We start from the raw sequence: 22,737 nt of genomic DNA, 5'->3' as shown, positions 1-22,737 counted from the left end.
TGCCCCCGTGACATCGGCCATATGTGAACATATAGTGAACATATGGCTAAGCAATCTGTAGAGCAAAAACTGGCAATCCTGAGCGACGCGGCGAAATATGACGCGTCTTGCGCCTCTTCGGGGTCGACGAAACGCGACTCGCGCGATGGCAAGGGCGTGGGGTCGAACGAGGGGTCGGGCATCTGTCATGCCTATGCGCCGGACGGGCGCTGTATTTCGCTTCTAAAAATCCTGATGACGAATTTCTGCATCTATGATTGCAGCTATTGCATCAACCGTGCCTCGTCCAACGTCACTAGGGCGCGGTTCAGTGTCGATGAAGTGGTGAAGCTGACCATCGAATTCTATCGCCGCAATTATATCGAAGGGCTGTTCCTGTCCTCGGGCGTGATCAAGTCGCCGGATGCGACCATGTCGGACATGGTACAGATCGCGCGCAAGCTACGCCACGAAGAGAATTTTCGCGGCTATATTCACCTGAAAACCATCCCCGACGCCGCGCCAGAGTTGATTGCCGAAGCAGGGCTGCTGGCAGACCGGCTGTCGATCAACGTCGAGCTGCCCACCGATGCCGCCGTTCAGCAATATGCGCCCGAAAAGAAGCCCGATCAGATCCGCAAAGCGATGGCCGATTTCCGGCTGCGTAAAGAGGTGTCGAAAGACAAATCCCACACCGGCAAGCGCCCACCACGCTTTGCGCCTGCAGGGCAGTCGACGCAGATGATCATCGGGGCGGATGGGTCGAATGATGCGGCCATTCTGGGTCAGTCCACGCGGCTCTATTCCAGCTACAAGCTGAAACGCGTGTATTATTCTGCCTTCTCGCCGATCCCTGACAGCTCGGCCAAGCTACCGCTGATCCGGCCGCCGTTGCAACGCGAACACAGGCTTTATCAGGCGGACTGGCTGCTGCGGTTCTATGACTTTCAACTGGACGAGATTACATCCGTCACCGCGGACGGGAACCTTGATCTTGAGGTCGACCCGAAACTCGCATGGGCGCTGCTGCACCGCGCGGTGTTCCCGCTGGATGTGAACCGCGCCACCCGCGAGATGCTGTTGCGGGTGCCGGGGTTCGGGGTGAAGACGGTGAACCGCATCCTGTCCACCCGCCGCCACCGAACCCTGCGCTACGAGGATCTGATCCGCATGGGTGCATCTATGAAAAACGCCCGCTGCTTTGTCACTGCGGGGGGCTGGTCCCCCGGCGGGCTGACCGACAGCATCGACCTGCGCGCGCAGTTTGCGCCGCCGCCCGAACAGTTGACCCTGTTCTGATGCACCGCGCGGTCATGCCCAAGATCGGCACGGCACAGGCGTGGCGCGATGCGGCGCGGCAGTTTCTGGCCGCCGGCGTCCCGCCCGAGGCGATCCTGTGGGGCGATACCAGCACGGCGCCCGATCTTTTTGGTGGTGCCTCCCCCGTGCAAACGGGCGGGCAGGTGACCGTGCCGTGGAGCTTCATCAGCATGGCGCGCAGTGTCGTCTGGCACAGTGATCCCGAACGGTTTGCGCGGCTTTACGCGTTTTTGTGGCGGTTGAAGGACGCGCCGCAGTTGATGACGGATCGCGGTGATGCTGACCTGTCGCGTCTGCGGCGGATGGAGAAGAACGTGCATCGCTGCCAGCACAAGATGAAAGCCTTCGTCCGTTTCCGAGAGATTGGCGCGCCCGATGCCCCTCGCCGGTCCTTTGCCGCGTGGTTCGAGCCGACGTATCACACGGTAGAACCCACTGCCGATTTCTTTCTGCGTCGGTTCAGCGATATGGATTGGCGCATTCTCACGCCGGATGTCTGCGCGATTTTCGAGGGGGGGAAACTGACTTTCCACGAGGGGCGGGAAAAGCCCGCGCTGCCCGAAGACGCGAGCGAACAGCTGTGGATCACCTATTTCCAGAACATCTTTAACCCCGCGCGGCTGATGGTCAAAGCCATGCAGTCCGAGATGCCCAAGAAATACTGGAAGAACATGCCCGAGGCGGCGCATATCCCCCAAATGATCGCCGACGCCCCCGCCCGTGCCCACGCGATGGCCGAGGCAGCACCGTCCTTTCCGCCGCAGCGATTGGCGCAGGTACAAGCGCAGCTCGCCGCGCATCAATCCGCATGGGAGGGCCCGAAAGACGCGCTGGCCAAGGATATTGCCGCCTGCACCCGCTGCCCCTTGCATTGCAATGCGACACAGGCCGTACCGGGCGAGGGGCCGATGGATGCCGATCTGATGATCGTGGGCGAACAGCCCGGCGATCAGGAGGATTTAAGCGGGCGGCCCTTTGTCGGGCCTGCGGGGCAGCTCTTTGATCAGATCGCAGGGCGGGCGGGGCTGCAGCGGGACAAGGCGTTTGTGACCAATGCGGTGAAACACTTCAAATTCACCCCGCGAGGCAAGCGCCGTCTGCACCAACGGCCCAATGCGTCCGAAATCCAGCATTGCCGCTGGTGGCTGGATGCTGAGATCGCACAGGTCAGACCCAAGCTGATTTTGGGCATGGGAGCGACGGCCGCCGAGGGGCTGACCGGACGGCGCGATGCCATCACCGCCCGCCGTGGCACGGTCGAACAATCGCCTTCAGGCACGCCGGTTCTGCTGACGCTGCACCCCTCGTATCTTTTGCGCCTCCCCGACCCTCAGGCCAAAGCCGACGCAACTGCCCAATTTCAAGACGATTTGGCCGCCGCCGTACGAATGTTGACCTGAAAAGGCGTAATCTCGTAGGGGGTAGTTGCAATATGGATATGGGATGCCATATACCATCCACATGGATGGAGAATAGAGATGAGCAACGTCAGGCAGCTACGGGAAAAGCAACCCGAGAACGAAAAGATCACGATCAACCTCGGCTTTGTCGATCTAGGGCGGATCGACCTGCTGGTGCAGGAGGGGTTCTATTCCAACCGCAGCGATTTCATCCGCACGGCGATCCGCAAGCAGTTGGATCACCAGTCGGAAACGGTGACACGGTCTATCGACCGCCACACAATGGAGATGGGTCTGCGTGATTACTCTGTCGCGGACCTCGAGGCGGTGCAGGCGGCAAATGAAGTGCTGCACATCAAGGTGGTGGGTCTGGCCCGTATCGCGCGCGATGTGACGCCAGAGCTGGCCCTTGCGACCATCGGCTCCATCAACGTGCTGGGGGCGCTTCAAGCCAGCACCGAAGTCAAGAAAGCACTCGGCGACCGGATCAGTTAGCTCCGGCATCATCCTTAAAAGGAATGCGACATGACAGATGAATTTAACGCGGCCCTGCGCCGTGCCGGAAAACTTGTGCGCGCTGGTAACCCCAAAGCGGCGACCGAAGCCATCCAGAACGCGCTTGGCGCCGGAGGGCTGGGGAGCATGGCGAAAGGTGGCAAAAGCCCCTTTGGAAAATCCAAGATCGGCCGCGGCCTGCGCGAGACGCTTTCGGGGCTGGCGCAATCAACCCTGAACGGCGGTGACAGCACCGAGCCGGACCTGCCCGAGGGTGCTACATTCGGCAGCGGCAGCTTTTCCTGCAGCGCAGGCAGCCGTGACTATCGGCTTTATATTCCCAACCTCAAAGGCTCTGCGCCGACAGGTTTGGTGATGATGCTACACGGGTGCAAACAATCCCCTGTGGATTTTGCCAACGGCACGGGCATGAACCAACTGGCAGAGGCGCATGGGCTGATCGTGGTCTATCCGGCGCAATCGCGCATGGCGAATATGCAGAACTGCTGGAAATGGTTTGATCCCGCCGACCAGATGCGCGGCGCGGGTGAACCGGCGATCCTTGCGGGGCTGATGCAAAAGCTGCAGCGCGACCATGCCATTCCCAAAGGGCGCAGCTTTGTTGCGGGGCTGTCGGCCGGCGCGGCGATGGCTGTGGTGCTGGGACAAACCTATAGGGATGTCTTTGATGCGGTGGGTGCCCATTCCGGTTTGCCCTACCGTGCGGCCCATGATGTGCCATCGGCTTTTGCGGCCATGGGGCAGGGGGCAACAGGCTCTGACACAGGGGATTTCATCCCGACGATCATTTTTCAGGGCGATGCGGATACCACTGTGAGTGCCGCGAATGCGGATGCGATCGCCAAACACGCTCCAAAAAGCCCCGAGGTTCTGGATGACGGCAACACGGGCGGGCGCCGTTTTTCCCGCCGCAGCGTGATGGCACCGAAAGGCCATGTCGTGATGGAACAATGGACCATCTCGGGCCTCGGTCACGCGTGGTCGGGCGGCAACAGCGCGGGGTCATACACGGACCCCACAGGACCAGATGCCAGCCGCGAAATGCTGCGGTTCTTCCTCGATTTGCCTAGGAAAGGCGCATGATATGACACACTCCCTTACCTTTGACGCCATCAGCGAAGCCACGCCGGGCCCGAAATGGACAGCCCGATGGGCCCGTTCATGGCCCGCCTACGAGGCATGGTTCACCGCACGCGGCGGCGATAACGGCCCTGACCGTGCAGCCTGCGAGGCGGCCCTAAAGCAATATATGCCCGAGTTAGTGCCTGTGCACTCCAAGCTCACAGCGCTCGCGGGCGGGTCGGACCGTGCAGCACGCTTCCTGTCCACGTGGTGCCCGCCAAGCTATCTGGGCGGCTGCTCCCTCGCCGTGGCCACGTCGGACGACGACATCCGCCTGGTGCGCAACTACGATTTGTCACCTGACTTGAACGAAGGCCTACTGCTGCACAGCGCTTGGACCGGGCGGCGCGTGATGGGTATGGTCGAATTCCTTTGGGGTCTGTCCGATGGCATCAATGATGCGGGGCTCAGCATCGCGCTGGCTTATGGCGGACGGCAGGAAACAGGGCGCGGGTTCGGTATCACCACAATCCTGCGCTACGTTCTGGAAACCTGCGAAACCGTGCCCCAAGCGCTGCGCGTGCTGCAACGCGTGCCGTCGCATATGCCGTATAATGTGGTGGTCGCCGATGCCTCGGGCGCGGGTGCGAGCGTCGAGATGTACGCCGGAGGCGGGGCAAAGGTGCAGCCGCGGCTGGTCGCCACAAACCACCAGACCGACGGCAGCACGCCCGACAGAGGCAGTTTTACCCGCACGTTTGAACGGTCAAAACACCTTGTGAGTGTCTTATCCGAAGGGGTCACGCCGTCAGCGCTGGCAGGTCAGTTCACCCAAGCGCCGCTCAAGCAAGACCGCTACGCCGAAGGGTTTGGCACGCTTTTCACCGCCGAATACGCACCCAAACGCCGGAAGATGACGCTGCATTGGGACGATGAGGTCTGGCTCCAATCCATCGACACGTTCGAGGAAGGCACGCGGCAGGTCACCTATGGCAGCACCCCGTCATCGGTGGCCGCAGGGGGTGCCATCGATTGGGTGCAAATCGGTCTGGACTACGCAGCGGGCCGCGGGGTTGATTGGCGTAGGTTTGTTCCCGCCGGGGTTGATGTGGCGTAGGGCGACTGAACAGTGTGATGGGTAAGGGTGCGTTTTGTGGCACCCTTATCGGGAGCTGAAGTTAAAAGCCTTAGTATCTCATGTGTGACAGATCCTACAACGCGCCAACGGCAGCCGCGCCGTCGTTGAAATCGAATTGCCCGACAAAGGCGCTATTCCGGTTTCAGTCCAAGCCCCAAGCGGTTCGCGTGCCATGCAGCTTCCGCCCGTGAGGAGATGCCGAGCTTGCGATAGACGATCTTGATATATCCCGCGACCGTCGTTTCCGCGATGTTCAATGCGGAGGCGACCTCGGCGTTGCGCAGACCTTTGGAGATGAGCGTGAGCACTTCGGTCTCCCTCTCCGTCAGGCGCCCGTCCAGGCTGGCGACTGGCCCGGTGAGGCGGAAGTGTTCCATGATGCGGCGGGCGACAGAGGGTGATATCGCTGGTAACCCCATCGAAAGCTGTGTGAGCTGGCGAGAGAGCACTGCCGCCTCTGTCTCTTTCAGCAGATACCCGTCCGCCCCGGCGGAGAGTGAGGAAACAATGCTCGCGTCGTCGCCCATGACCGTGGTTACGACCTTGATTGCAGAGGGGCTGGCCTTGTTCAGGCCGCGCAGGATTTCGAGACCCGACCCATCAGGCAGGCCCAGATCAATCAGGGCGAGATCTATCTGGCCATCCAGTTTTGACAGCGCCGTCCGTACCGAGTTGGCCGTGCAGATCGTCGCCGCCGGATATGCTGATTGTACGATCTCGACCAGCCAACGCAGGGTTTCGACGATATCTTCGACAATCAGGATACGCTTCATTCTGCTGCGGCCTCTTTCTGAGTGCTGAAAAGAGGTAGAAACGCGGTCAAGGTGGTGCCCTTGGCACCGGTGCTGTAGCTGAAGGCACCTTGCAACTGGGTGAAGCGGTTTCTCAGGTTTCTGAAACCATTGCCAAGCGACGCGACGCTGCTGTCAAAGCCCGAGCCGTTATCGCTGAGCGTAAGCTGCACCCCATCGCTTTGCAGGGCAATCCGGACCTGCGCCTCTGTCGCGCCAGAGTGGCGTAGGATATTGCTGGTCCCCTCGCGCAGGAAGGCGCGCAGCGCATGCGCCAACCGATGGGATATCCGGCCTTTGGTGATCTCGTCGGCCTGCCAGGTGACGGTGATATGGGCGGCCTCGAAATGGGTGATAATCTCGGCACGCAAATCGGCGAGCAGATCGCGGAGATCCCAATCAGTCTGATCCGGGTTTGAAATCAACTCTCGTAGATCGGCGAGGGTCTGGCGGATAAGAAGGTCTTTGCGTTCCCGAGGGCCGGTGTGCAGGGCGCTGAGCAGCAGCACCCCTATGTTGTCATGCATGTCGCGATTGATGCGCAGCCGCTCTGCGCTGACGGCCTGAAGATAGGTCTCGTGCTGGGACAGGCTGGCATCAAGCAACGACAGGATCGCATCGGCACGCGCCAGATCGCGCGACGAGAAAAGACGCGATCCCTGCCCGGCCAGCTCAAGCGACAGTGCAGGCAGATTGCCGATAGACGCGAGCGTCAGGATACGGCCATCGTCTTGCAGTTCAGTGATCGTGGTAGACGCCGGTTGATCCTTGATGCGCAGCGGATTGAAAATATCGGACCAGAATTTACGCAGCAGCCTCTGCTTGTCTTCGGGGTCTCTCGCATGGGCGATCTGGGTCACTCTGCGATAGAGCTCTTCCGCCGGGATCTCGCGGTTGCGTTTGAGCAGCACCCAGACCTTGTCGCGCAAGGGCAGGTAAACCGTGCAGATCGCCGCGAGGGCGATGCCAAAAGCAGGGGCGCGCCCCAGCGAAAGCCCGTAGATGAGCGCGGCATCAAGCCCCAGAAGCAAAGCCACCCCAAGGCCATAAAACAAGATGCCGTAGGACCAATTCGCCAGATCGAACAGCCGGTAGCGCGTCACCGCCAAGGCAATACCGGCGTAGATGATCAGGAAAAACAAAAACGCAGTGCTTTGTTCGATCACCGGGGCCAACCCAATAAGCGTCGGCAGGATGGACGTTAGCACAAAGCCACCCGCACCAACTGCAACCGACACGCCAAGCCAGCCCAGCATCGCCCGCGCAGCCGGGTCGCGGCGATTGGCGGCGACTTGTGCGGCAATGACCAGCAACAGGGCCACCATGATGATCGCGATGAAATCCGGGGCATTGTTCAGGTTGTCCGGCCAGCCGGGGCCAAGCACCAAGAGGATACAGGCGCCGATCAGAAGTGTCGGTAGCCAGAGCACGGGTTTCGGGACAATGCGCCGCGGGTACGAGAGGAACAATGTCACCATACCAATCCCGAACAGCAGCGATCCACCGGGATTTACCCGGCAGGCCACCGAATAGGCCGTCAGACTAAGCGCGAGCTCGCGAGAGCTGTAGATCGCGGCGCTCGACGATGCCAAAGCCAACCCGATCCCGGAAAGCAAAAACCACCATCCGGCGTGTTCATGAGGGCGTAGGCAGACGACCCAAGTCCCGATAAACATGCCCACGAACGCGACAAAAATTTGCGTCCAGAATTTCATCGGCAGATCCGAAACCGGACGGCTTCCCTGGACCCTTACCGCGACGCTTTCAGGGCCGTCGGCTTGGTCGAAGGTTAGGGTGACTGCGCCGCTTAGCAACGCGTCATGCAAGCGATCCTGACGGTCAAAGAAGCGACGCAGGGTCTCTTGATCACCGATCCCGTCGGGCTCTTCTATCAGGTCTAGGGGTGTCACCGGGATTGCGGGCTGGTTATCCGCTGAAAGGTCAAGAAGCGGCTTGCCGATCATATCGCGATCCATGGCGCTGCCCTGCGCGATGTCAGTGACGACAACGCTTTGCCCCACCACGCCAAGCCTGAGCCCGAGCCATGGCTGGGCCGTCGCCACCCACGTCAGGGCAGCGGCGGCGGCCAGATAGAGCACGACGCAAAGCGCGAAAGCGGCTCCGGGGGCGACATGTGGACGTGTCATCTTATGGACCACACAGCGGAATTTATAATTGCAAATTTAATCATTCTATACGGCTCATCTTCTCAAAATACTCTTGCCCGAAGACACCCCCTGAACAGGGGGGAGACGATTTCATGAAGTAGGTATCTAAAAAGTGAAGAAGAATTTTTTAAATCAAGCAAGGGGAATTTCATGAAACACGCACGTCTTAGTATTGTTATTGCAAGCCTTGGGGCGGCAACGGTCTTGTCTGGTTGCAATGGAAGCAGCTCCACCGGCGGGCTTGTGGGCGGCGTCGCAGGCGGCGGGCAGGATTTTGAAACAGCCTTTAACGCTGTCAGTCAAAAGGCCCCCACTTCGGATATGCCCACGTCGCTGAAAGCCAGCTACGAAGGTCAGATGAAGGTCGGCGTGAACAGCGGATCGGCCCAGATTTTCGGCACCGATATCGATGCGAATAGCGCGGAAATCATTGGCGATCTGGCAGTCGATGTGGATTGGACCGACGGGCAGACCACCAATCCGTTCACCGGAACGGCCTCCAACATCGTCGCGACAGAGGCGGGCACCTCGAACTCCGTCAAACTGGACGGGACGCTGACGGTCGATCAAGGCTTGCCAGCCTCGCTCAGCCGCACCACCATTCCGGCGCAGGTCGTCGCGGGCGTCAATGTCCCCGAGCAAAACACCGGTGCGATGCTGTTCCATATGTCCGGTCGGCTGAGCAATGGCGAGAATGAAGGGGACGCCACCTTGCAGTTCGGCGGCAACTTCATGGGGCCGGGTGCGGAATCGATGCTTGGACCGGTATCTGGCGGTATCAACGATGTGAACAATCCCTCGCCGCAGATTTTCGACGCGGGCGTCGGTGGTACATTCTACGCCAACAAGAAATAGAAGCGACGGATAAGCGGGTCTCTTGGATGCGGTCAATTACCGGCCGCAAAAACCCGCTTTCCCCGCGGCAGCCGAGGTCTTTGATGCGGCGAATTTTATACAATCTATTTTTAATCTTACTGGCCTCGCCATTAGCGGCCTTTTCCCTTGATGATGCAGAACAAAGCATCCTCAAGGGAAAAGCCGCAGAGGTTATTCCATTGCTTGAGGGGTATTCACCCAAGACCGAGACAGAGACCCTGCGCCGGATGTGGATTCTAGGGGTCGCCTACAACCGTTCGGGAAAATCACACCAAGCCGTTGCCCCGCTGGCGCGGCTTGTGATCTTGCGGCCAGACGATCCCACGTTCCGGCTTGAACTGGCGAACGCATTGGTGAAAAGCGACCAGATCGAACGGGCGCGATATCACCTTGAACTGGCCAAAGGTGCGGGTTTGTCGCCCTCTGTCCAGGCAAAAGTGCAGGCGGAGCTTGACCGTTTGGCCAAACCGAAAAAATGGCAGGGCTATTTCCGTTTTGCCATTGTGCCCGAAAGCAATGCCGCCCGCCGGACCTCTGCAGAGACGGTGAACCTCAGCGGCTTTGTGCTGCGGCTGGACCCGAATTCCCGCGCCCAATCCGCCACGGCGTTCGAGATTGGCACGGGCGTCGCGACCGTGCCGCGCCTTACGGACGCCTTACGCGCTAGGTTCGCGCTGGATCTGGATGCCCGGCTTTTCGACGGGCGTGCGCCCGATGAAGTGACCCTTCGGACCAGTGCATCCCTGCTGCATTTCGCCGATGAGGGGCGTCTTGTCTCGGCCGAGATCTATGGATCGCAGCGCTGGATTGATGACGCGGCCTATGCGCATACCTACGGCCTTGGCCTGTCCTATACGCGCAACCTCGGCACCCGCGCCCGCGCCACGGCGGTGCTTCAGCGCGAACGCATCACCTATGATGGCAGCGGTGTCGGCGTGGACCGAACAGCAGGCGCTGCGCAATTCGCCTACGCGGCATCCTCGCAGCTTGTGTTTCGCGTAGGCTTGCGCGCGGAAAGCCGTACCAGCTCTTACAGCCCCGTCGCGGGCCATGCGGCGGGCGTCACCATCGGCGGCGATTATTCCTTTGCCGGCGGTCTTCGGGTCGGGCTGGATCTGTCGTTTGACCGGAACGAATTTGACGGCGTGCATCCCATCTTCGGCGTTGCCCGCGTCGATAAGAAATCAAGCGTCATGCTGAACCTGTCCAACCAGAACTGGAGCTACAAGGGATTTACCCAGGTTCTGAGGCTCGGGTTTGAAGAGCAACGCTCCACCATCTCGATCAACAGGTTTCGCAACGCCACTGCCAGCATCGGCCTGACACGATCGTTTTGAAGAAATTCGGCCCTAAGTCGCTGGCTGCTTGCATAGGTTTCGGTCGTGCTTGGTCGTTACTACGCAGCGCGTGCCGACGCCGGTTGCCCCCTGCGCACGCACCAACGATAGGGTGGGAACTGCGACAGCCCCATTTCATCTTCATGCCTTGGAAAATAGCAGTTCGATGATCGCTTCGGAATGATGTTCCAATGCGTCGGATGATCGAATATCCCCACCCTCGATCGCGTTAGTGAGAATGGGCAGGGCCATTGGAAATGATCCACCATGGGTGATCATGAAAAAGATAGTCCGGTCCGAGACGTTCGGAAGGGTGCCTTCTGATTTTGCACCTGCGATCAGATCTTTCAGTGCCGTGAAAAAAGGCACAACGAGGTGCCTTTGCAAAAAATCACTGCGATCACTGTGTTTTGCCCCGTCATGAACGATAACACGGCTCACTTGCGGCCAGCGGGCGGATGCGGTGATGAAAGCGCGAATGAGCGCTTTCAGTGCTTCCGTTTGGGTCGCGGTATTGACGACAAGAGCTTTGTTAAGGTCGCTTGCAAAACAGTCGGCAAGATGTTCCATCGCTGCGATCCAAAGCGCCTCTTTTGATCCAAAGTAATACCGTGAAAGGCCTTTGTCGGCCCCGGCTTTTTCAGCAACGTTGCTCAGTGAAACGCCGTCGAAACCGCGCTCCGCAAACAGATCAATCGCAGAGCGAAGCAAAGCCAGCTTCAAATCTGTACCCTGTGCGGCCTGCGGACGGCCGCGTTTTCTTTCGGCTGTCTCAGAAACGTCGATGGCGGTTTTGACCTCGGTCCTCGTACGTTGCTTGGACATTTGAATGACATCTCCATGTTTGAGCCGCGAGAACTCCGTCTCGCTTAGCCCGGGTCAGCTTAGCTTTCCAGCGTGATCTCTTACAACACGCTATTCTACGATCGAAGAATAATATTGACATATTCCACGAACGTAGAATAGCTGGGCGCACAAGCACGATAGGATGTCAGTACATGATGAGATGGATTGTAGGGGGCGCAGTTGTCTTTGCGCTTGGTGTCGGGATATTCGGCCTCCCGCCCTTTAGCGGTCAGCCCACCGCTGGGTTTGCGGAAGGTGAACCTGGATTTGAGACCGGGGTGAAACGCCTACCCAACGGTATTTATGAGGTTTCTGTACGGACCCCGATGCCGGGCGTTTCACCCGAAATGGTTGGTTGGTGGTTTGGCGATTACATGGAAACGACCGAACACTACCGACGTTGGTTCCCGGACGCGCATCTTTGGATGGATTGGGAAAACAAGGTTGATGGGCAGTTCATCGGGGCGAGCCATCTGGTGCATGAATACATCGGTGAAGACTTGAATAAGCTGAGAATTCAGTTTGTTGAACCTGAGGAGGTTTTGGGGGAGGTAAACTTGGCTGACGGCGACGTCGCCGTATGCGCCCGCGTTGGCCTGCTGGAAGAGCCCATCTATGGCGGCGAAATGTGCCACATTGTTCGCAATGTCGAAGGCGGTGCCGAAATGCGTAGCCGTTTTTGGCTTGGGATAGTGGCCGCGCGTGAGGGAAACGAGGCGGTGCCCTCTGTCATCGGAACGCTTGGGAACACCTATATGGCACGTCTGCTGACCGTGAAAGAGGCGTCGGCAACTGCTTTGTTAAACCACTGTTTTGATGAGATGACCATTCTGGCAGGCTTTCTCCCAAAGCTCTACGCCGATGCGCAAGGGTAAGAAAAACGCTGCATTCACGCCATGACCACCAAGCGGACTTGCCGTCATCGCGCAGATCGCGGCTGTGCGCTATGCCGAAAAGGTCAGCCGGCCGATGCATCTGCTGGCGAGTTGACGCGCCGCGACGCAACCCGGCAAGCGAACCTGCGGCCGACCCGGAAAACCGGGTTGAACCGTCAGGTTTGCCCGCCGGGTGCCTTAGGGCAAAGCGGCGCGTTATTTGAAGACCGGCTGACGCTTTTGCATCTTGGCGGCGACGACCTCTGCGAATTCCGATGATTTCAGCTGCTCGGCGAACAGTACTGACTCACGCTCCATCTGGGCGGTCATCTGGTCTTTGCCATGACGGATCAGCGCCTTGGTTTTGATAACCGAGCTTGGTGCCGCCTGGGCCAAACCAGCTGCAAGCGACGCAACTTCGGTGGCACAACCGGACGAGGGAGCGACACGCGACACCAATCCAAAGCGCAGCGCCTCTGCCGCATCAAGAACGCGATTGGCCAGCAGCATATCGTTCGCCACGGCCATGCCGACGGTGGCGGGCAGCAAAAGCGACGAGGCGGCCTCTGGCACCAGTCCCAGTTGGACGAATGGCGTGCTGAATGTGGCCGTGTCGGCGGCGATAATAAGATCGCAATGCAGTAGCATCGTCACCCCGACACCAATGGCCGGGCCGTTTACGGCCGCAATCAGGGGTTTGGGGCAGGTGGAGATTGCGGTCAGAAACCGGATAACGGGCGGCACACCGTCGCTGCGGGTTCCCTTGGCAAAATCCTGCAAGTCATTCCCGGACGTAAAGTAGTCTTCCGCACCTGTGATCACGAAGGCGCGTACCGCGTCGGACTGGGCATAGTCTTCCAGCGCGTCGGCCATGGCGGCATACATATCCTGCGTGATGGCATTGCGCTTTTCGGGTCGCGCGATGGTCATGGTCGTGACCCGCTGGTCGGTGTGTAGCTTGATGTTTTCGGTCATGTTTGATCCTGTTGATTTGAATGGCGGTGGAAATCGGTTGCGGTTCAAGGGGCGCCCATGAGCCAATCGCTGAATTCGGCCCATAAAGCGTCGCGGCCTTTGCGCAATGCGCCTTCGTGCCCGATCCGCGTTACACCGACCTGCGATGGTGTGCGGATGATCACCTCGTGCGGCGCGGCTGGATAACACTTTAAAAGGTCGGATGCGGTTGACGGCGTCGCAATCGGGTCATCGGGAAAGATCCAAGACCGGATAGGGGCTGTGACCTCGTCGTAGTGATGCGGTGCCAGTTTCGTTGCGAGGTCCGGTTGAAAATAGCTGCGGCGCTGGCTCCACCGGCGCCATGTCTTGAACAGTTTCGGCGGCAGCGCTTCGCCCCGCCAGCCGCCCGCCGGTTTGATATAGCCGTAGCGCAGCAGCAAATAGGGGCCCAACACCCACCAGAAATAAAGCTCCGACGGGATATTGCGCAGATGGTGGCCGCCGAAATAACCGGTCCCGACAGAAACAAACGCATGTCTGGTGATCTTGGACTGGTTCGGCATGAGGCCGACAAAATGCCCGCCGACACTGTGACACAGATGTGTAAGCGGCAGGCCCGGTGCCGCCTCCTCCAACGCATTTAGGGCGGCGGGAGCGTCAAGCCGTCCCCAGTCAGGGTAGTCGATCCCGGATCCGGCCAGATCCTTGCCCTTTGATCCCCCAATCCCCCGATAGTCGTAGGTCAGGACAACGGCACCTTGGCGGGCCAGATACATCGCGAGGCCGGTATAAAACTGACGCGGGAACCCCGTGCCGGCCGAGATCAATACCGCAATTTTGGGCGAGGGTGAGGTATAGATGTCCGCCTCCAGCTTCCATCCATCGGTGGCGGCGAAGCGGATCGTCGTTTGGGTAATGTCTTCAGTCATCGGCTGGCCCTTTCTTCGGCGGGGTAGGGCCGTTCACAATGCCGTCCGCATTGTCTGCCAGATGCGTCAGAAACCGTTCAATAATGGCCTGTTCCTCAGCAGGAAAAGGCGCAAGCAGCGCCGCGTTGAACTGGCTGATTTCGCCCGCGCCCTGTTCAAGCACCGCGCGGCCCGACTGTTCAAGGTAGATGTGTATGACACGGCCATCCACCGGCGACGGCGACCGCCGCACCAGACCCTTTGCGCACATGCGATCCACAAGACCGGTCAAGCTCGACTTGCCCATTGCAAGGGTCGAAGAGAGGTCACTGATGGGCTGCCCGTCCCTTCGCGACAGGATCAACAGCACCGCAAGCTGTGACGTGGTAAGCCCTATCTTGTTGCGCGTCCGACGGTCGGCCGCGCGAAAGAGCGCTGAATGTGCGATCTGGAGCTTGTGGAAAACCTTGAATGTATTGGCCATAAATCAATTCGCATGTGAACTAGTTTGTTCGTATATGAATTAAATGCACCCGACAATATGTACCGCGTCACAGACAATGGTGACGTTACGACACGGCCGCGCCCTGCGGCGCCGCGACGGCGAACAGGGCTTTTTGCTGCTTACCCGGCCAACTTCTGTGCCTGAATGATCTGCTCGGCAAGCTTGGCGAGATCATGTGAGGTAAAGTCAGGTTCCGGTACGCCGGGCACGTGCAGGATGCTGTTGTGTGGCCGCGCGATAAAGGCACCGCGGCACCCCACGGACTGCGCGCCGATGGTGTCCCAGATATGACATGCGACCATGCACAGGCTCGAGACATCGACGCCCAGACGGTCGGCAACCATCTGATATGTCGACGGATGAGGTTTGAAGTGACCAACCTCGGCCACGCTAAAGTGGTGGTCAAAAAGCGCTGCGATGCCGGCTTTTTCAAGGGGTGTCGGCGCGGGGGATGGGGCGGAGTTCGTCAGGGTCACAAGCGTGAACCCCGCGTCGCGCAATTTGGTCAATGCCGGGGCCACATCGGCGTGGGCGGGCATCGATCCAATCAGTGACTTCAGCTCGGATACGTCGCTGTCCTGAATGGCGATGTTTCTATTGTCGCCAACCATCCGCAGAACACCACCGGCTAGATCGCCGAAGGGCGTATAGAGCCCGGACAAGGTCACTGTTTGCGAATACAAGATCAACTCTGGAAACCATTCGCGCAGGACCGCGGCATTGCCGAACACGCGGTCAAAGAACGGCTCTAGCGTCGCGATATCCAGAAGGGTTTCGTTTACGTCGAAAACAATGGTCGAAAAATCTGTACGGTCTGGCATGGGGGGCTTTCTGAGCGTGTTACTTTTCGGCAGCATTCATCCAAGTATTTGAACGCAATGGCGGGTACGTTTCACAATTGCACCCATGCCATTGCTTCGTCAAACTATGCGCGAGGTCAGCCGTCGGTCCCCATTTCGGGCAAGCGCTGCAATCGGGTAAGGCAATCGATATGAAAAAGGTCACTGCCAAAGATGTTGCCGCCCGCGCGGGGGTTTCGGTGTCCGCCGTGTCGCGCGCGTATCGGGGGAATGCCCCGATTGCCGAGGATAAGCGCAAAGCGATCTTTGCTGCTGCCACGGCGCTTGGCTATGTCAGCAAGGTCGATCAGGTGTTGGCCAAACAATCCAGCAACACGATCTCGATGGTGGTGAGCGAAATGCGTAACCCGTTCTATCCCATTGTGATGGACGAATTGACCCGAATGCTACCAGGGCGCGGGCTCAAGGCGATTATGCATGTGGTGCCAGCGGCCGAAGATGTGGACACGATGATCCGTCAAGTCATCGACTTCCGCACGCAGGGGGTCATTCTGGCAAGCTCTACAATCACCTCCGGGCTCGCGCGTGCCTGTCGTCAGAACGGAATTCCTGCCGTGTTGCTGAATCGGGTACAGACCGACAGTACCATGATGGCGGTGTGCTGCGACAATTACGGGGGCGCGCGAACGATAGCGCGGCGGTTTCTGGACGGTGGCCGACAGCGCATCGCCTTTATCGGTGGGCGGCGTGATACGTCGACGCATCTGGAACGCATGCGAGGGTTTCGCGACCAGTTGGAAGAGGCCGGACGCGAGATCGCTGTCCAGTTCGACGGCGGGTTCAGCTACCGCCAAGCCTATGCCGCTGCGCAAGAAATGTTGGTCCAGCGTCCGATGCCGGACGCCGTGTTCTGCGCCAATGACATCATGGCGATTGCCATGCTTGATGCTGCACGAAACAAAGGCATCTCGGTCCCCGGTGATCTGGCTGTCATCGGGTTCGACGACATTCCGATGGCGGCGTGGGAATCCTACCGGCTGACCACAATGCGCCAGCCACTGCGCCGCATGCTGGATCAAGCTGTAGATATCATATTAAGCGCCGAGAGCTATGTCGGCACCGGTGATATCCGTGTTTTGGCCGGTGAACTCCAAGAACGTCAAAGCGGGTAGTGAAATTATTTCATTAACGCAGACAGGAATTGCATAGCGGCTATGCACTGTGGCTAACCTCCATTCGAACGTCCCTATCGGGATCGTTTCATGATATTTGGAGGATACCCATGAAACTACGCAACTTCGCTGTCGCCGCTGCACTGTCTCTTGCCGGGCTTGGGGTGGCATTGCCTGCTCAAGCTGAAACGCGGCTCGCTTTCGGTGCGACCAATTCGCAAAGCGCGCATTATGCCTATTTCGCCTCGCTCGCGAAAATCATCAACTCTGCCTATCCGGATGCCTATCAGGCGTCGGTCGTGGAAACGGGTGCTACGGTCGATAACCTCAAACGCATGGCGCGCGACCAGCTGGATATCGGGCTGATCACGACGTCGACGCTGTATCACGCCTACAATGGCATCAAGAGCTTCGACGGCAAGCCGATCGAATCCAAACTCCTGTGGGCCTATTCTCTGGCACCTCAGAACGCAGTCGTTCGCCGCGATTCCGGTATCGAGAAACTGTCGGATATCGACGGCAAGAAGTTCGGACCGGGCATGCGTGGGTCGTCGACCGAAGCCACGGCCTTGGCTGTATTCGACCTGCTGGAAATCTCGCCTGATTGGGTGCGCGGGACCAACAGTGAACAGGCCAACGCCATCAAAGACGGCCGGTCCGAAGGCTTCGTCAAAAGCGCCGTGGGAACGTCTTTCGATGCGCTTACCACCGATATCGCGGCCTTCACACCGCTGACAGCGCTTGGCATCGACGACGCGCAAGAAGCCAAGATCCGCGAAGCGCTGCCGGAGCTTTCCATCGTGGACATGCCGGGCGGCGAGATGGAGAACACAGGCCCTTACAAGGTCTGGGGATTCATGATCGGTGTCTCTGCGCGCCCCAATATGGACGACCAGACGGCCTATGACCTGACCAAAGCCGTGATGGAGAATATGGAAGAGCAATCCGCCGCTTTCCCGACGGTAAAGGGCTTGAACCTGCCAGAGCTGACCCTGCAATACGCAACCAGCCCGCTGCATCCTGGTGCCATCCGCTACTACGAGGAAATCGGCCTGACCGTGCCCGCGCGCCTCAAGTAAAAGACCTGATCTCAAAAGGGGCGGCGCGTGTCGCCCCTCTATTTACCATTTTCGCCAAGGTGCCGTGATGCATACTCTTCCGATCTTCGCTCATTTTCGACAGACCGCCATCGCGGCTCTTGCAGTGCTTCTGGGGGTGTTTGTGTTCTACACCTCTTTCAACGGGCCGTTTGAATCGCTCGTGCAGCGTGCGATCTTTGTGATGATGATCACCGCCCTGGCCGTGCTGATGCACCCGCTTTTCGAAGGCCGTCGCCTGCGCCCGCTTGGTATCGCGATCGATGCGGTAATCGTCGGCGTGGTGACGGTGTCAGGTGCCTATATCATAGCCAACTACGAAACCATTATGAACGATCTGCCTTGGGCGAACGGTTGGGATATGGTCATGGGGTTCGGCACATTGGCCTGCGTGCTTGAACTGGCAAGGCGCAGCTCCAACTGGGTTTTTCCACTGATCGTCATCGCGGCTGTTACCTATGCATTCTTCGGCTATTTGATCCCCGGACAATTCGGGCACCGTGGCTTTGACGCGGGCTATCTCACCGAGATCATCTTCCTGTCCGACCGTGGCCTATGGGGTATGCTGGTCAATGTGGCCTCGACGACGCTGGCGGCATTTGTGCTGTTCGGCGCGATCTTGTTGCACACGGGCGCAGGCGAGACATTCTTTGACCTCTCGGCCCGTTTGGGTGGCTCCCGGCCCGGTGGGGCGGCGAAAATCGCGACCTTCGCATCGGGCTTCTTTGGTGCGATCAACGGCTCGACCGTCGCCAATGTCGCAACGACGGGGAACTTCACCATTCCCCTGATGAAGCGGCTGAAATACCCCCCTGCCTATGCCGGCGCGGTAGAGGCGATTGCATCGACCGGCGGGCAGCTCGCCCCCCCGATCATGGGGACAGCCGCCTTTGTCATGGCCGAGCTTGTGGGCGTGAACTACTGGTCTATCGCGCTTGCGGGCGTTGTGCCTGCGCTGTTGTTCTACCTTGGCATCTATTCAACCGTTCACGTCATCGCGCGCCGTCAGGGCTTTCGTCCGGTGACCTCCGAAGACCTACCCGACTGGCGCGGTGCCATGACCTTTGCGCGGCTCGCCCCTATTGTCGCCGCCCTGCTGGGGCTTGGATTTGGCGTCCTTAACGGCAATTCCGTCGAGCTGACGGCCTGTTACGGCATGATTGCCATGTTGGTGGCCGTCCTTGTCGCGCGGATCTCGAGTGGTGAGGATCCCCGTGCCGTCATCGGCATCATCATTCGTGCGCTGGAAGCAGGCGGAAAAGGTGTTGTCATTGTCGGGATCCTTCTGGTCGGGGCACAGGTGTTTGTCGCCATGATCAACCTCACCGGGTTTGGTGTCGCCGTAACAGCAGCGGTGTTGTTGATCGGGCAGGGGCAAATCTGGCTCATTGCCGGGCTCATGGCCATTGTCTGCCTGATCGCGGGCATGGGCCTGCCGACCTCGGCAGCCTACGTCATGGTCGCGGCTGTTTTCGCACCGGCGCTGATCCAACAGGGTATTGATCCGCTCGTGGTGCACATGTTTGTGCTCTACTACGCGGCGCTGTCGGTCATCACGCCGCCTGTCTGCCTTGGTGTTTTCGTTGCGGCGACCATTGCGCAGGCGCCGTGGATGAAGGTCGCGGGCGAGACGTTGCGCCTTGGGGCGACCGCATATGCCTTGCCAATGCTGTTCCTCGCCTATCCCGGCATGTTGGGCGGTGGCGAAGCCGGAGACATCTTGCGTGCCATCCTGTCAGGGGGCGTTTTCGCCTTGGGCGTTGCGCATCTTCTGGGCGGCGCACGGCTGCCTTGGGGCGGTTTGTCGCGGCTGCTTTGGGTCGTGCCGATTGGGCTTGCGCTGATGCCGCCTTGGCCGGCGACGGCGGCAGCCGCGGTCGTGTTCGCGGTCTTGGTGGTCTTCTCTCGCAAAGCCATGGGCGCTGCGGAAAATATCGAAATGCAAACGGCTTGAGGGCCAAGGAGGGTACTGGAAATGATGACGAATGCTGAATTCAAGGCGCGGCTGGTCGCACGAGAGCCCATGCTCGGGGCTTTCATCAAAACGCCCCATCCGATCGTGATCGAAATCATGGCCCGGGCAGGGTTCGATTTCCTCGTCGTCGATGCCGAACACGCGCCCTTTGATCGGGGCACCGTTGACGCCATGACAATGGCCGGACGTGCCGAAGGGTGCCCCATCGTGGTGCGCGTGCCAGTGGCAACAGCGGATTGGGTGCTCAATGTGCTGGACGGCGGCGCGGCCGGTATCATGGTGCCTCATGTCGAAACCGCAGCGCAGGCCAAAGAACTGGCGCGCGCCGTGACTTACGGCCCCGGCGGGCGTGGTTTTGCCGGCACGTCGCGGGCGGCCGACTATGCAGGCCGCAGCCTGAAAGAGCATCTGTCCGTGGCGCGAAGTGAAGTCGCCTTGATCTGCCAGATTGAAGACCCCGACGGCGTGGTCAACCACAGTGAAATTGCGGATGTAGACGGCGTAGATGCGCTCTTTATCGGGCGCGCTGATCTGGCCGTTTCTCATGGTCTGTCCGATTTCTTTGCGCCTGAAGTGGCAAAGATGACGCGGGACATCCTTTCCGCGACAGGGGCGGCCACGGGACTCTATTGCGCCCCGACAGAGCCCCTAGACGCGCACCGCGACGCCGGCGGGAGCTTCTTTGTCGTGGGGTCCGAACACACGCTCATGCAATTGGGCGGTGCAGCGCTTGTGGAAGATTTCAAAAAGAGAGACGCGCGCTGACATGACTATGAAATAATTGCAGCATATTCAGAAAATATTGCAACTCGGATTGGTCAACCTAGAAATGACCTATCACTGCCAGCGCCTGACCAAAGGACCGAACCATGACAATTACCTACCTCAAGAAGGGCAAATCCGATGCTGCCCGTGCCGATGACGACGCCAAGACCCGTGCGGTCGTCGAGCAGACCTTGCAGGACATCGAAACGCGCGGCGACACAGCGGTACGCGAATTGAGCGAAAAGTTCGACAGCTACAGCCCGGAAACGTTCCGGCTAAGCCAGCAAGAGATTGATGACCTGATCGGTCAACTCAGCGCACGGGAATTGCAGGACATTCAGTTTGCGCAAGAGCAGGTCGTGAATTTTGCCCGCGCGCAACGCGCTTCCATGACCGACATCGAAGTAGAGACGCTTCCGGGGGTTATTCTGGGGCACAAGAATATCCCGGTTCAATCCGTCGGCTGCTACATCCCGGGTGGGAAATTCCCCATGGTCGCCAGCGCGCATATGTCCGTCGCCACGGCCAAGGTTGCCGAAGTACCGCGCATCGTGGCCTGCACGCCGCCCTTTAACGGAAAGCCAAACCCGGCTGTTATTGCGGCCATGCATTTGGGCGGTGCGGATGAGATCTATGTCATGGGCGGGATCCAGGCGGTCGGGGCTATGGCGCTTGGCACAGAGACGATCGATCCGGTACACATGCTGGTTGGCCCCGGCAATGCCTTCGTCGCCGAGGCCAAGCGCCAGCTTTACGGACGGGTGGGTATTGATCTCTTCGCCGGCCCGACCGAAACGATGGTTATCGCGGATGAGACAGCAGCGGATGCCGAGCTCTGCGCGACCGATCTCTTGGGGCAGGCGGAACACGGCTATAACTCTCCTGCCGTTCTGCTGACCAATTCGCACCAGTTGGCCGAGGATACTTTGGCCGAGATTGACCGGCTGCTCCAAATTCTCCCGACTGCGGCCACAGCCCGGACAAGCTGGGAGGAATACGGCGAGGTGATCGTCTGTGATACCTACGACGAGATGTTGCAGGTGGCCGATGATATCGCGTCGGAGCATGTGCAGGTCATGACGGACCGTGATGACTGGTTCTTGGAAAACATGACCTGCTATGGCGCGCTGTTTTTGGGCCCGCGTACGAATGTCGCCAATGGCGATAAGGTGATCGGGACCAACCACACGCTGCCCACGCATAAGGCGGGGCGCTATACAGGGGGCCTTTGGGTTGGTAAATTCCTCAAGACCCATTCCTATCAGAAGATTATGACGGATGAGGCTGCAGCAATGGTCGGGGCCTATGGTTCGCGTCTATGCATGTTGGAAGGCTTTGTTGGGCACGCCGAACAATGCAATGTCCGCGTGCGGCGCTATGGCGGTGAGAACGTGCCCTATGGCGAAGCCGCAAGCTACCGCGAAGCGGCCGAATAGACCGCTGTTAACTTAGGAGATCGCGATGCAACTTCCGTCCTTTGCCGGGTTTGACCTTTCGGGGAAACGCGCGTTTGTGACCGGTGCCACCTCTGGCATCGGTCTGGGGGCCGCGACGGCCTTGGCCAGGGCGGGGGCGCATGTCGTCTGCGCCGCGCGCAGGGCCGGGCCGTTGGGAGAGTTGCACGCGGCGATGAAGGCCGAGGGTCTGAGCTGCGAGACGCAAGAGCTCGACATCACCGATTTGGATGCGACCCGCGCGGCATTCTCCGGTCTTGGGGCGGTTGACATCGTGGTCAATTCCGCCGGCATGGCCCGCCACGGGCCTGCGCTCGACACCACGCCCGAGGATTTCGACGCCGTCATGAATGTTAACCTTCGGGCAGCCTATTTCCTTTCCACAGCCGCCGCCGACCAAATGATCGCAGCAGGCCGTCCCGGCTCCATCATCCATGTAAGCAGTCAGATGGGACATGTCGGGGGCATCGATCGGGGGGTCTACTGCGCATCGAAGCACGCTTTGGAAGGGATGGTAAAAGCGATGGCAATCGAATGGGGCCCAAAGGCGGTGCGCATCAACACGCTATGCCCGACCTTTATCCGCACGCCTTTGGGAGAGCAAACCTTATCCGATCCCGCGCGTCTGGCTTGGATTGAAGAAAAGATCAAACTGGGCCGCGTCGGTGAGATCGAGGATATCATGGGCCCGATCGTCTACCTCGCGAGCGATGCGTCTGCCATGGTGACGGGCACAGCCTTGATGGTCGATGGCGGTTGGACAGCCGAGTAAGGGACAAAGCGGTCAACGAACACG

21 protein-coding genes are annotated in these 22,737 nt (G+C 59.4%); 14 read left to right on the top strand and 7 right to left on the bottom strand.

Annotated features, from left to right (window positions below; genetic code table 11):
- The first annotated feature begins 42 nt into the window (after nt 1–42).
- The 5 genes from ACTRWK_RS16300 to ACTRWK_RS16280 all read left to right on the top strand — a co-directional run bounded on the left by ACTRWK_RS16300 (nt 43) and on the right by ACTRWK_RS16280 (nt 5,394).
- Nucleotides 43–1,278 (top strand): putative DNA modification/repair radical SAM protein, encoded by a 1,236-nt coding sequence (locus tag ACTRWK_RS16300; RefSeq protein WP_289081671.1) that lies wholly within the window; start codon nt 43–45, stop codon nt 1,276–1,278.
- A complete protein-coding gene (locus ACTRWK_RS16295; protein WP_289081672.1) occupies nt 1,278–2,699 on the top strand; it encodes a UdgX family uracil-DNA binding protein in 1,422 nt (473 codons plus the stop codon). Before ACTRWK_RS16300 ends, ACTRWK_RS16295 begins: the two co-directional genes overlap by 1 nt.
- Before the next feature lie 78 nt (nt 2,700–2,777).
- Entirely contained in the window at nt 2,778–3,194 is a 417-nt protein-coding gene (locus ACTRWK_RS16290) for a CopG family transcriptional regulator (RefSeq protein ID WP_009824184.1), read from the top strand.
- A 30-nt stretch (nt 3,195–3,224) separates the two neighbouring features.
- On the top strand, nt 3,225–4,298 hold the full coding sequence (locus ACTRWK_RS16285) for an extracellular catalytic domain type 1 short-chain-length polyhydroxyalkanoate depolymerase (RefSeq protein ID WP_037941454.1): 1,074 nt from the start codon (nt 3,225–3,227) through the stop codon (nt 4,296–4,298).
- Between the two features lies 1 nt (nt 4,299).
- Nucleotides 4,300–5,394 (top strand): C45 family autoproteolytic acyltransferase/hydolase, encoded by a 1,095-nt coding sequence (locus ACTRWK_RS16280; RefSeq protein ID WP_037941456.1) that lies wholly within the window; start codon nt 4,300–4,302, stop codon nt 5,392–5,394.
- Between the two features lie 152 nt (nt 5,395–5,546).
- Here the strand turns inward: ACTRWK_RS16280 and ACTRWK_RS16275 are convergent, their stop codons facing one another.
- Nucleotides 5,547–6,188: a response regulator transcription factor gene (locus tag ACTRWK_RS16275; RefSeq protein ID WP_278376464.1), complete on the bottom strand. Its 642-nt coding sequence runs from the start codon at nt 6,186–6,188 to the stop codon at nt 5,547–5,549.
- Nucleotides 6,185–8,353 (bottom strand): sensor histidine kinase, encoded by a 2,169-nt coding sequence (locus ACTRWK_RS16270; RefSeq protein WP_462844061.1) that lies wholly within the window; start codon nt 8,351–8,353, stop codon nt 6,185–6,187. Before ACTRWK_RS16270 ends, ACTRWK_RS16275 begins: the two co-directional genes overlap by 4 nt.
- A 171-nt stretch (nt 8,354–8,524) precedes the next feature.
- Between ACTRWK_RS16270 and ACTRWK_RS16265 the strand changes: the two genes are divergently transcribed.
- Nucleotides 8,525–9,229, top strand: coding sequence for a hypothetical protein (locus ACTRWK_RS16265; protein ID WP_462844060.1), 705 nt, complete (start codon nt 8,525–8,527; stop codon nt 9,227–9,229).
- Nucleotides 9,230–9,312: 83 nt separating this feature from the next.
- On the top strand, nt 9,313–10,587 hold the full coding sequence (locus tag ACTRWK_RS16260) for a surface lipoprotein assembly modifier (protein ID WP_462844059.1): 1,275 nt from the start codon (nt 9,313–9,315) through the stop codon (nt 10,585–10,587).
- Nucleotides 10,588–10,728: 141 nt separating this feature from the next.
- On the opposite strand, the gene ACTRWK_RS16255 is transcribed toward ACTRWK_RS16260, so the two are convergent.
- Nucleotides 10,729–11,412, bottom strand: coding sequence for a TetR/AcrR family transcriptional regulator (locus ACTRWK_RS16255; protein WP_180829713.1), 684 nt, complete (start codon nt 11,410–11,412; stop codon nt 10,729–10,731).
- Nucleotides 11,413–11,585: 173 nt separating this feature from the next.
- Here ACTRWK_RS16255 and ACTRWK_RS16250 point away from each other — a divergent pair, with 173 nt between their 5' ends.
- Nucleotides 11,586–12,308 carry a DAPG hydrolase family protein gene (locus ACTRWK_RS16250; RefSeq protein ID WP_289081676.1) on the top strand — a complete coding sequence of 241 codons (723 nt, stop codon included), beginning with the start codon at nt 11,586–11,588 and terminating at the stop codon, nt 12,306–12,308.
- A gap of 216 nt (nt 12,309–12,524) precedes the next feature.
- Here the strand turns inward: ACTRWK_RS16250 and ACTRWK_RS16245 are convergent, their stop codons facing one another.
- The 4 genes from ACTRWK_RS16245 to ACTRWK_RS16230 all read right to left on the bottom strand — a co-directional run bounded on the left by ACTRWK_RS16245 (nt 12,525) and on the right by ACTRWK_RS16230 (nt 15,499).
- The gene (locus tag ACTRWK_RS16245) at nt 12,525–13,283 is read right to left on the bottom strand and encodes an enoyl-CoA hydratase (RefSeq protein ID WP_289081677.1); all 759 of its coding nucleotides are present in this window, start codon (nt 13,281–13,283) and stop codon (nt 12,525–12,527) included.
- A 44-nt stretch (nt 13,284–13,327) separates the two neighbouring features.
- Nucleotides 13,328–14,194 carry an alpha/beta hydrolase family protein gene (locus ACTRWK_RS16240; RefSeq protein ID WP_289081678.1) on the bottom strand — a complete coding sequence of 289 codons (867 nt, stop codon included), beginning with the start codon at nt 14,192–14,194 and terminating at the stop codon, nt 13,328–13,330.
- Nucleotides 14,187–14,657 (bottom strand): MarR family winged helix-turn-helix transcriptional regulator, encoded by a 471-nt coding sequence (locus tag ACTRWK_RS16235; RefSeq protein WP_289081679.1) that lies wholly within the window; start codon nt 14,655–14,657, stop codon nt 14,187–14,189. Before ACTRWK_RS16235 ends, ACTRWK_RS16240 begins: the two co-directional genes overlap by 8 nt.
- Before the next feature lie 140 nt (nt 14,658–14,797).
- Nucleotides 14,798–15,499 (bottom strand): haloacid dehalogenase type II, encoded by a 702-nt coding sequence (locus ACTRWK_RS16230; RefSeq protein WP_289081680.1) that lies wholly within the window; start codon nt 15,497–15,499, stop codon nt 14,798–14,800.
- Between the two features lie 170 nt (nt 15,500–15,669).
- Between ACTRWK_RS16230 and ACTRWK_RS16225 the strand changes: the two genes are divergently transcribed.
- The 6 genes from ACTRWK_RS16225 (at nt 15,670) to ACTRWK_RS16200 (ending at nt 22,713) form a co-directional block, all read left to right on the top strand.
- Nucleotides 15,670–16,650, top strand: a complete 981-nt coding sequence (locus ACTRWK_RS16225; protein ID WP_037941471.1) for a LacI family DNA-binding transcriptional regulator — start codon at nt 15,670–15,672, stop codon at nt 16,648–16,650.
- Nucleotides 16,651–16,760: 110 nt separating this feature from the next.
- Nucleotides 16,761–17,729: a TAXI family TRAP transporter solute-binding subunit gene (locus ACTRWK_RS16220; protein WP_005848614.1), complete on the top strand. Its 969-nt coding sequence runs from the start codon at nt 16,761–16,763 to the stop codon at nt 17,727–17,729.
- 67 nt (nt 17,730–17,796) lie between these two features.
- Entirely contained in the window at nt 17,797–19,701 is a 1,905-nt protein-coding gene (locus tag ACTRWK_RS16215) for a TRAP transporter permease (protein WP_462844058.1), read from the top strand.
- Between the two features lie 21 nt (nt 19,702–19,722).
- Nucleotides 19,723–20,487 (top strand): HpcH/HpaI aldolase family protein, encoded by a 765-nt coding sequence (locus ACTRWK_RS16210; protein WP_289081682.1) that lies wholly within the window; start codon nt 19,723–19,725, stop codon nt 20,485–20,487.
- A 104-nt stretch (nt 20,488–20,591) separates the two neighbouring features.
- Entirely contained in the window at nt 20,592–21,923 is a 1,332-nt protein-coding gene (hisD, locus tag ACTRWK_RS16205) for a histidinol dehydrogenase (protein WP_289081683.1), read from the top strand.
- Between the two features lie 25 nt (nt 21,924–21,948).
- Nucleotides 21,949–22,713 (top strand): SDR family NAD(P)-dependent oxidoreductase, encoded by a 765-nt coding sequence (locus tag ACTRWK_RS16200; RefSeq protein WP_184583985.1) that lies wholly within the window; start codon nt 21,949–21,951, stop codon nt 22,711–22,713.
- Nucleotides 22,714–22,737 lie beyond the last annotated feature (24 nt).

It is taken from the genome of Sulfitobacter sp. G5_S2_6_S6, from assembly GCF_054968505.1.
Note: the sequence above shows the minus strand (reverse complement) of the source record. Positions and strands in the feature narration are given on the sequence as shown.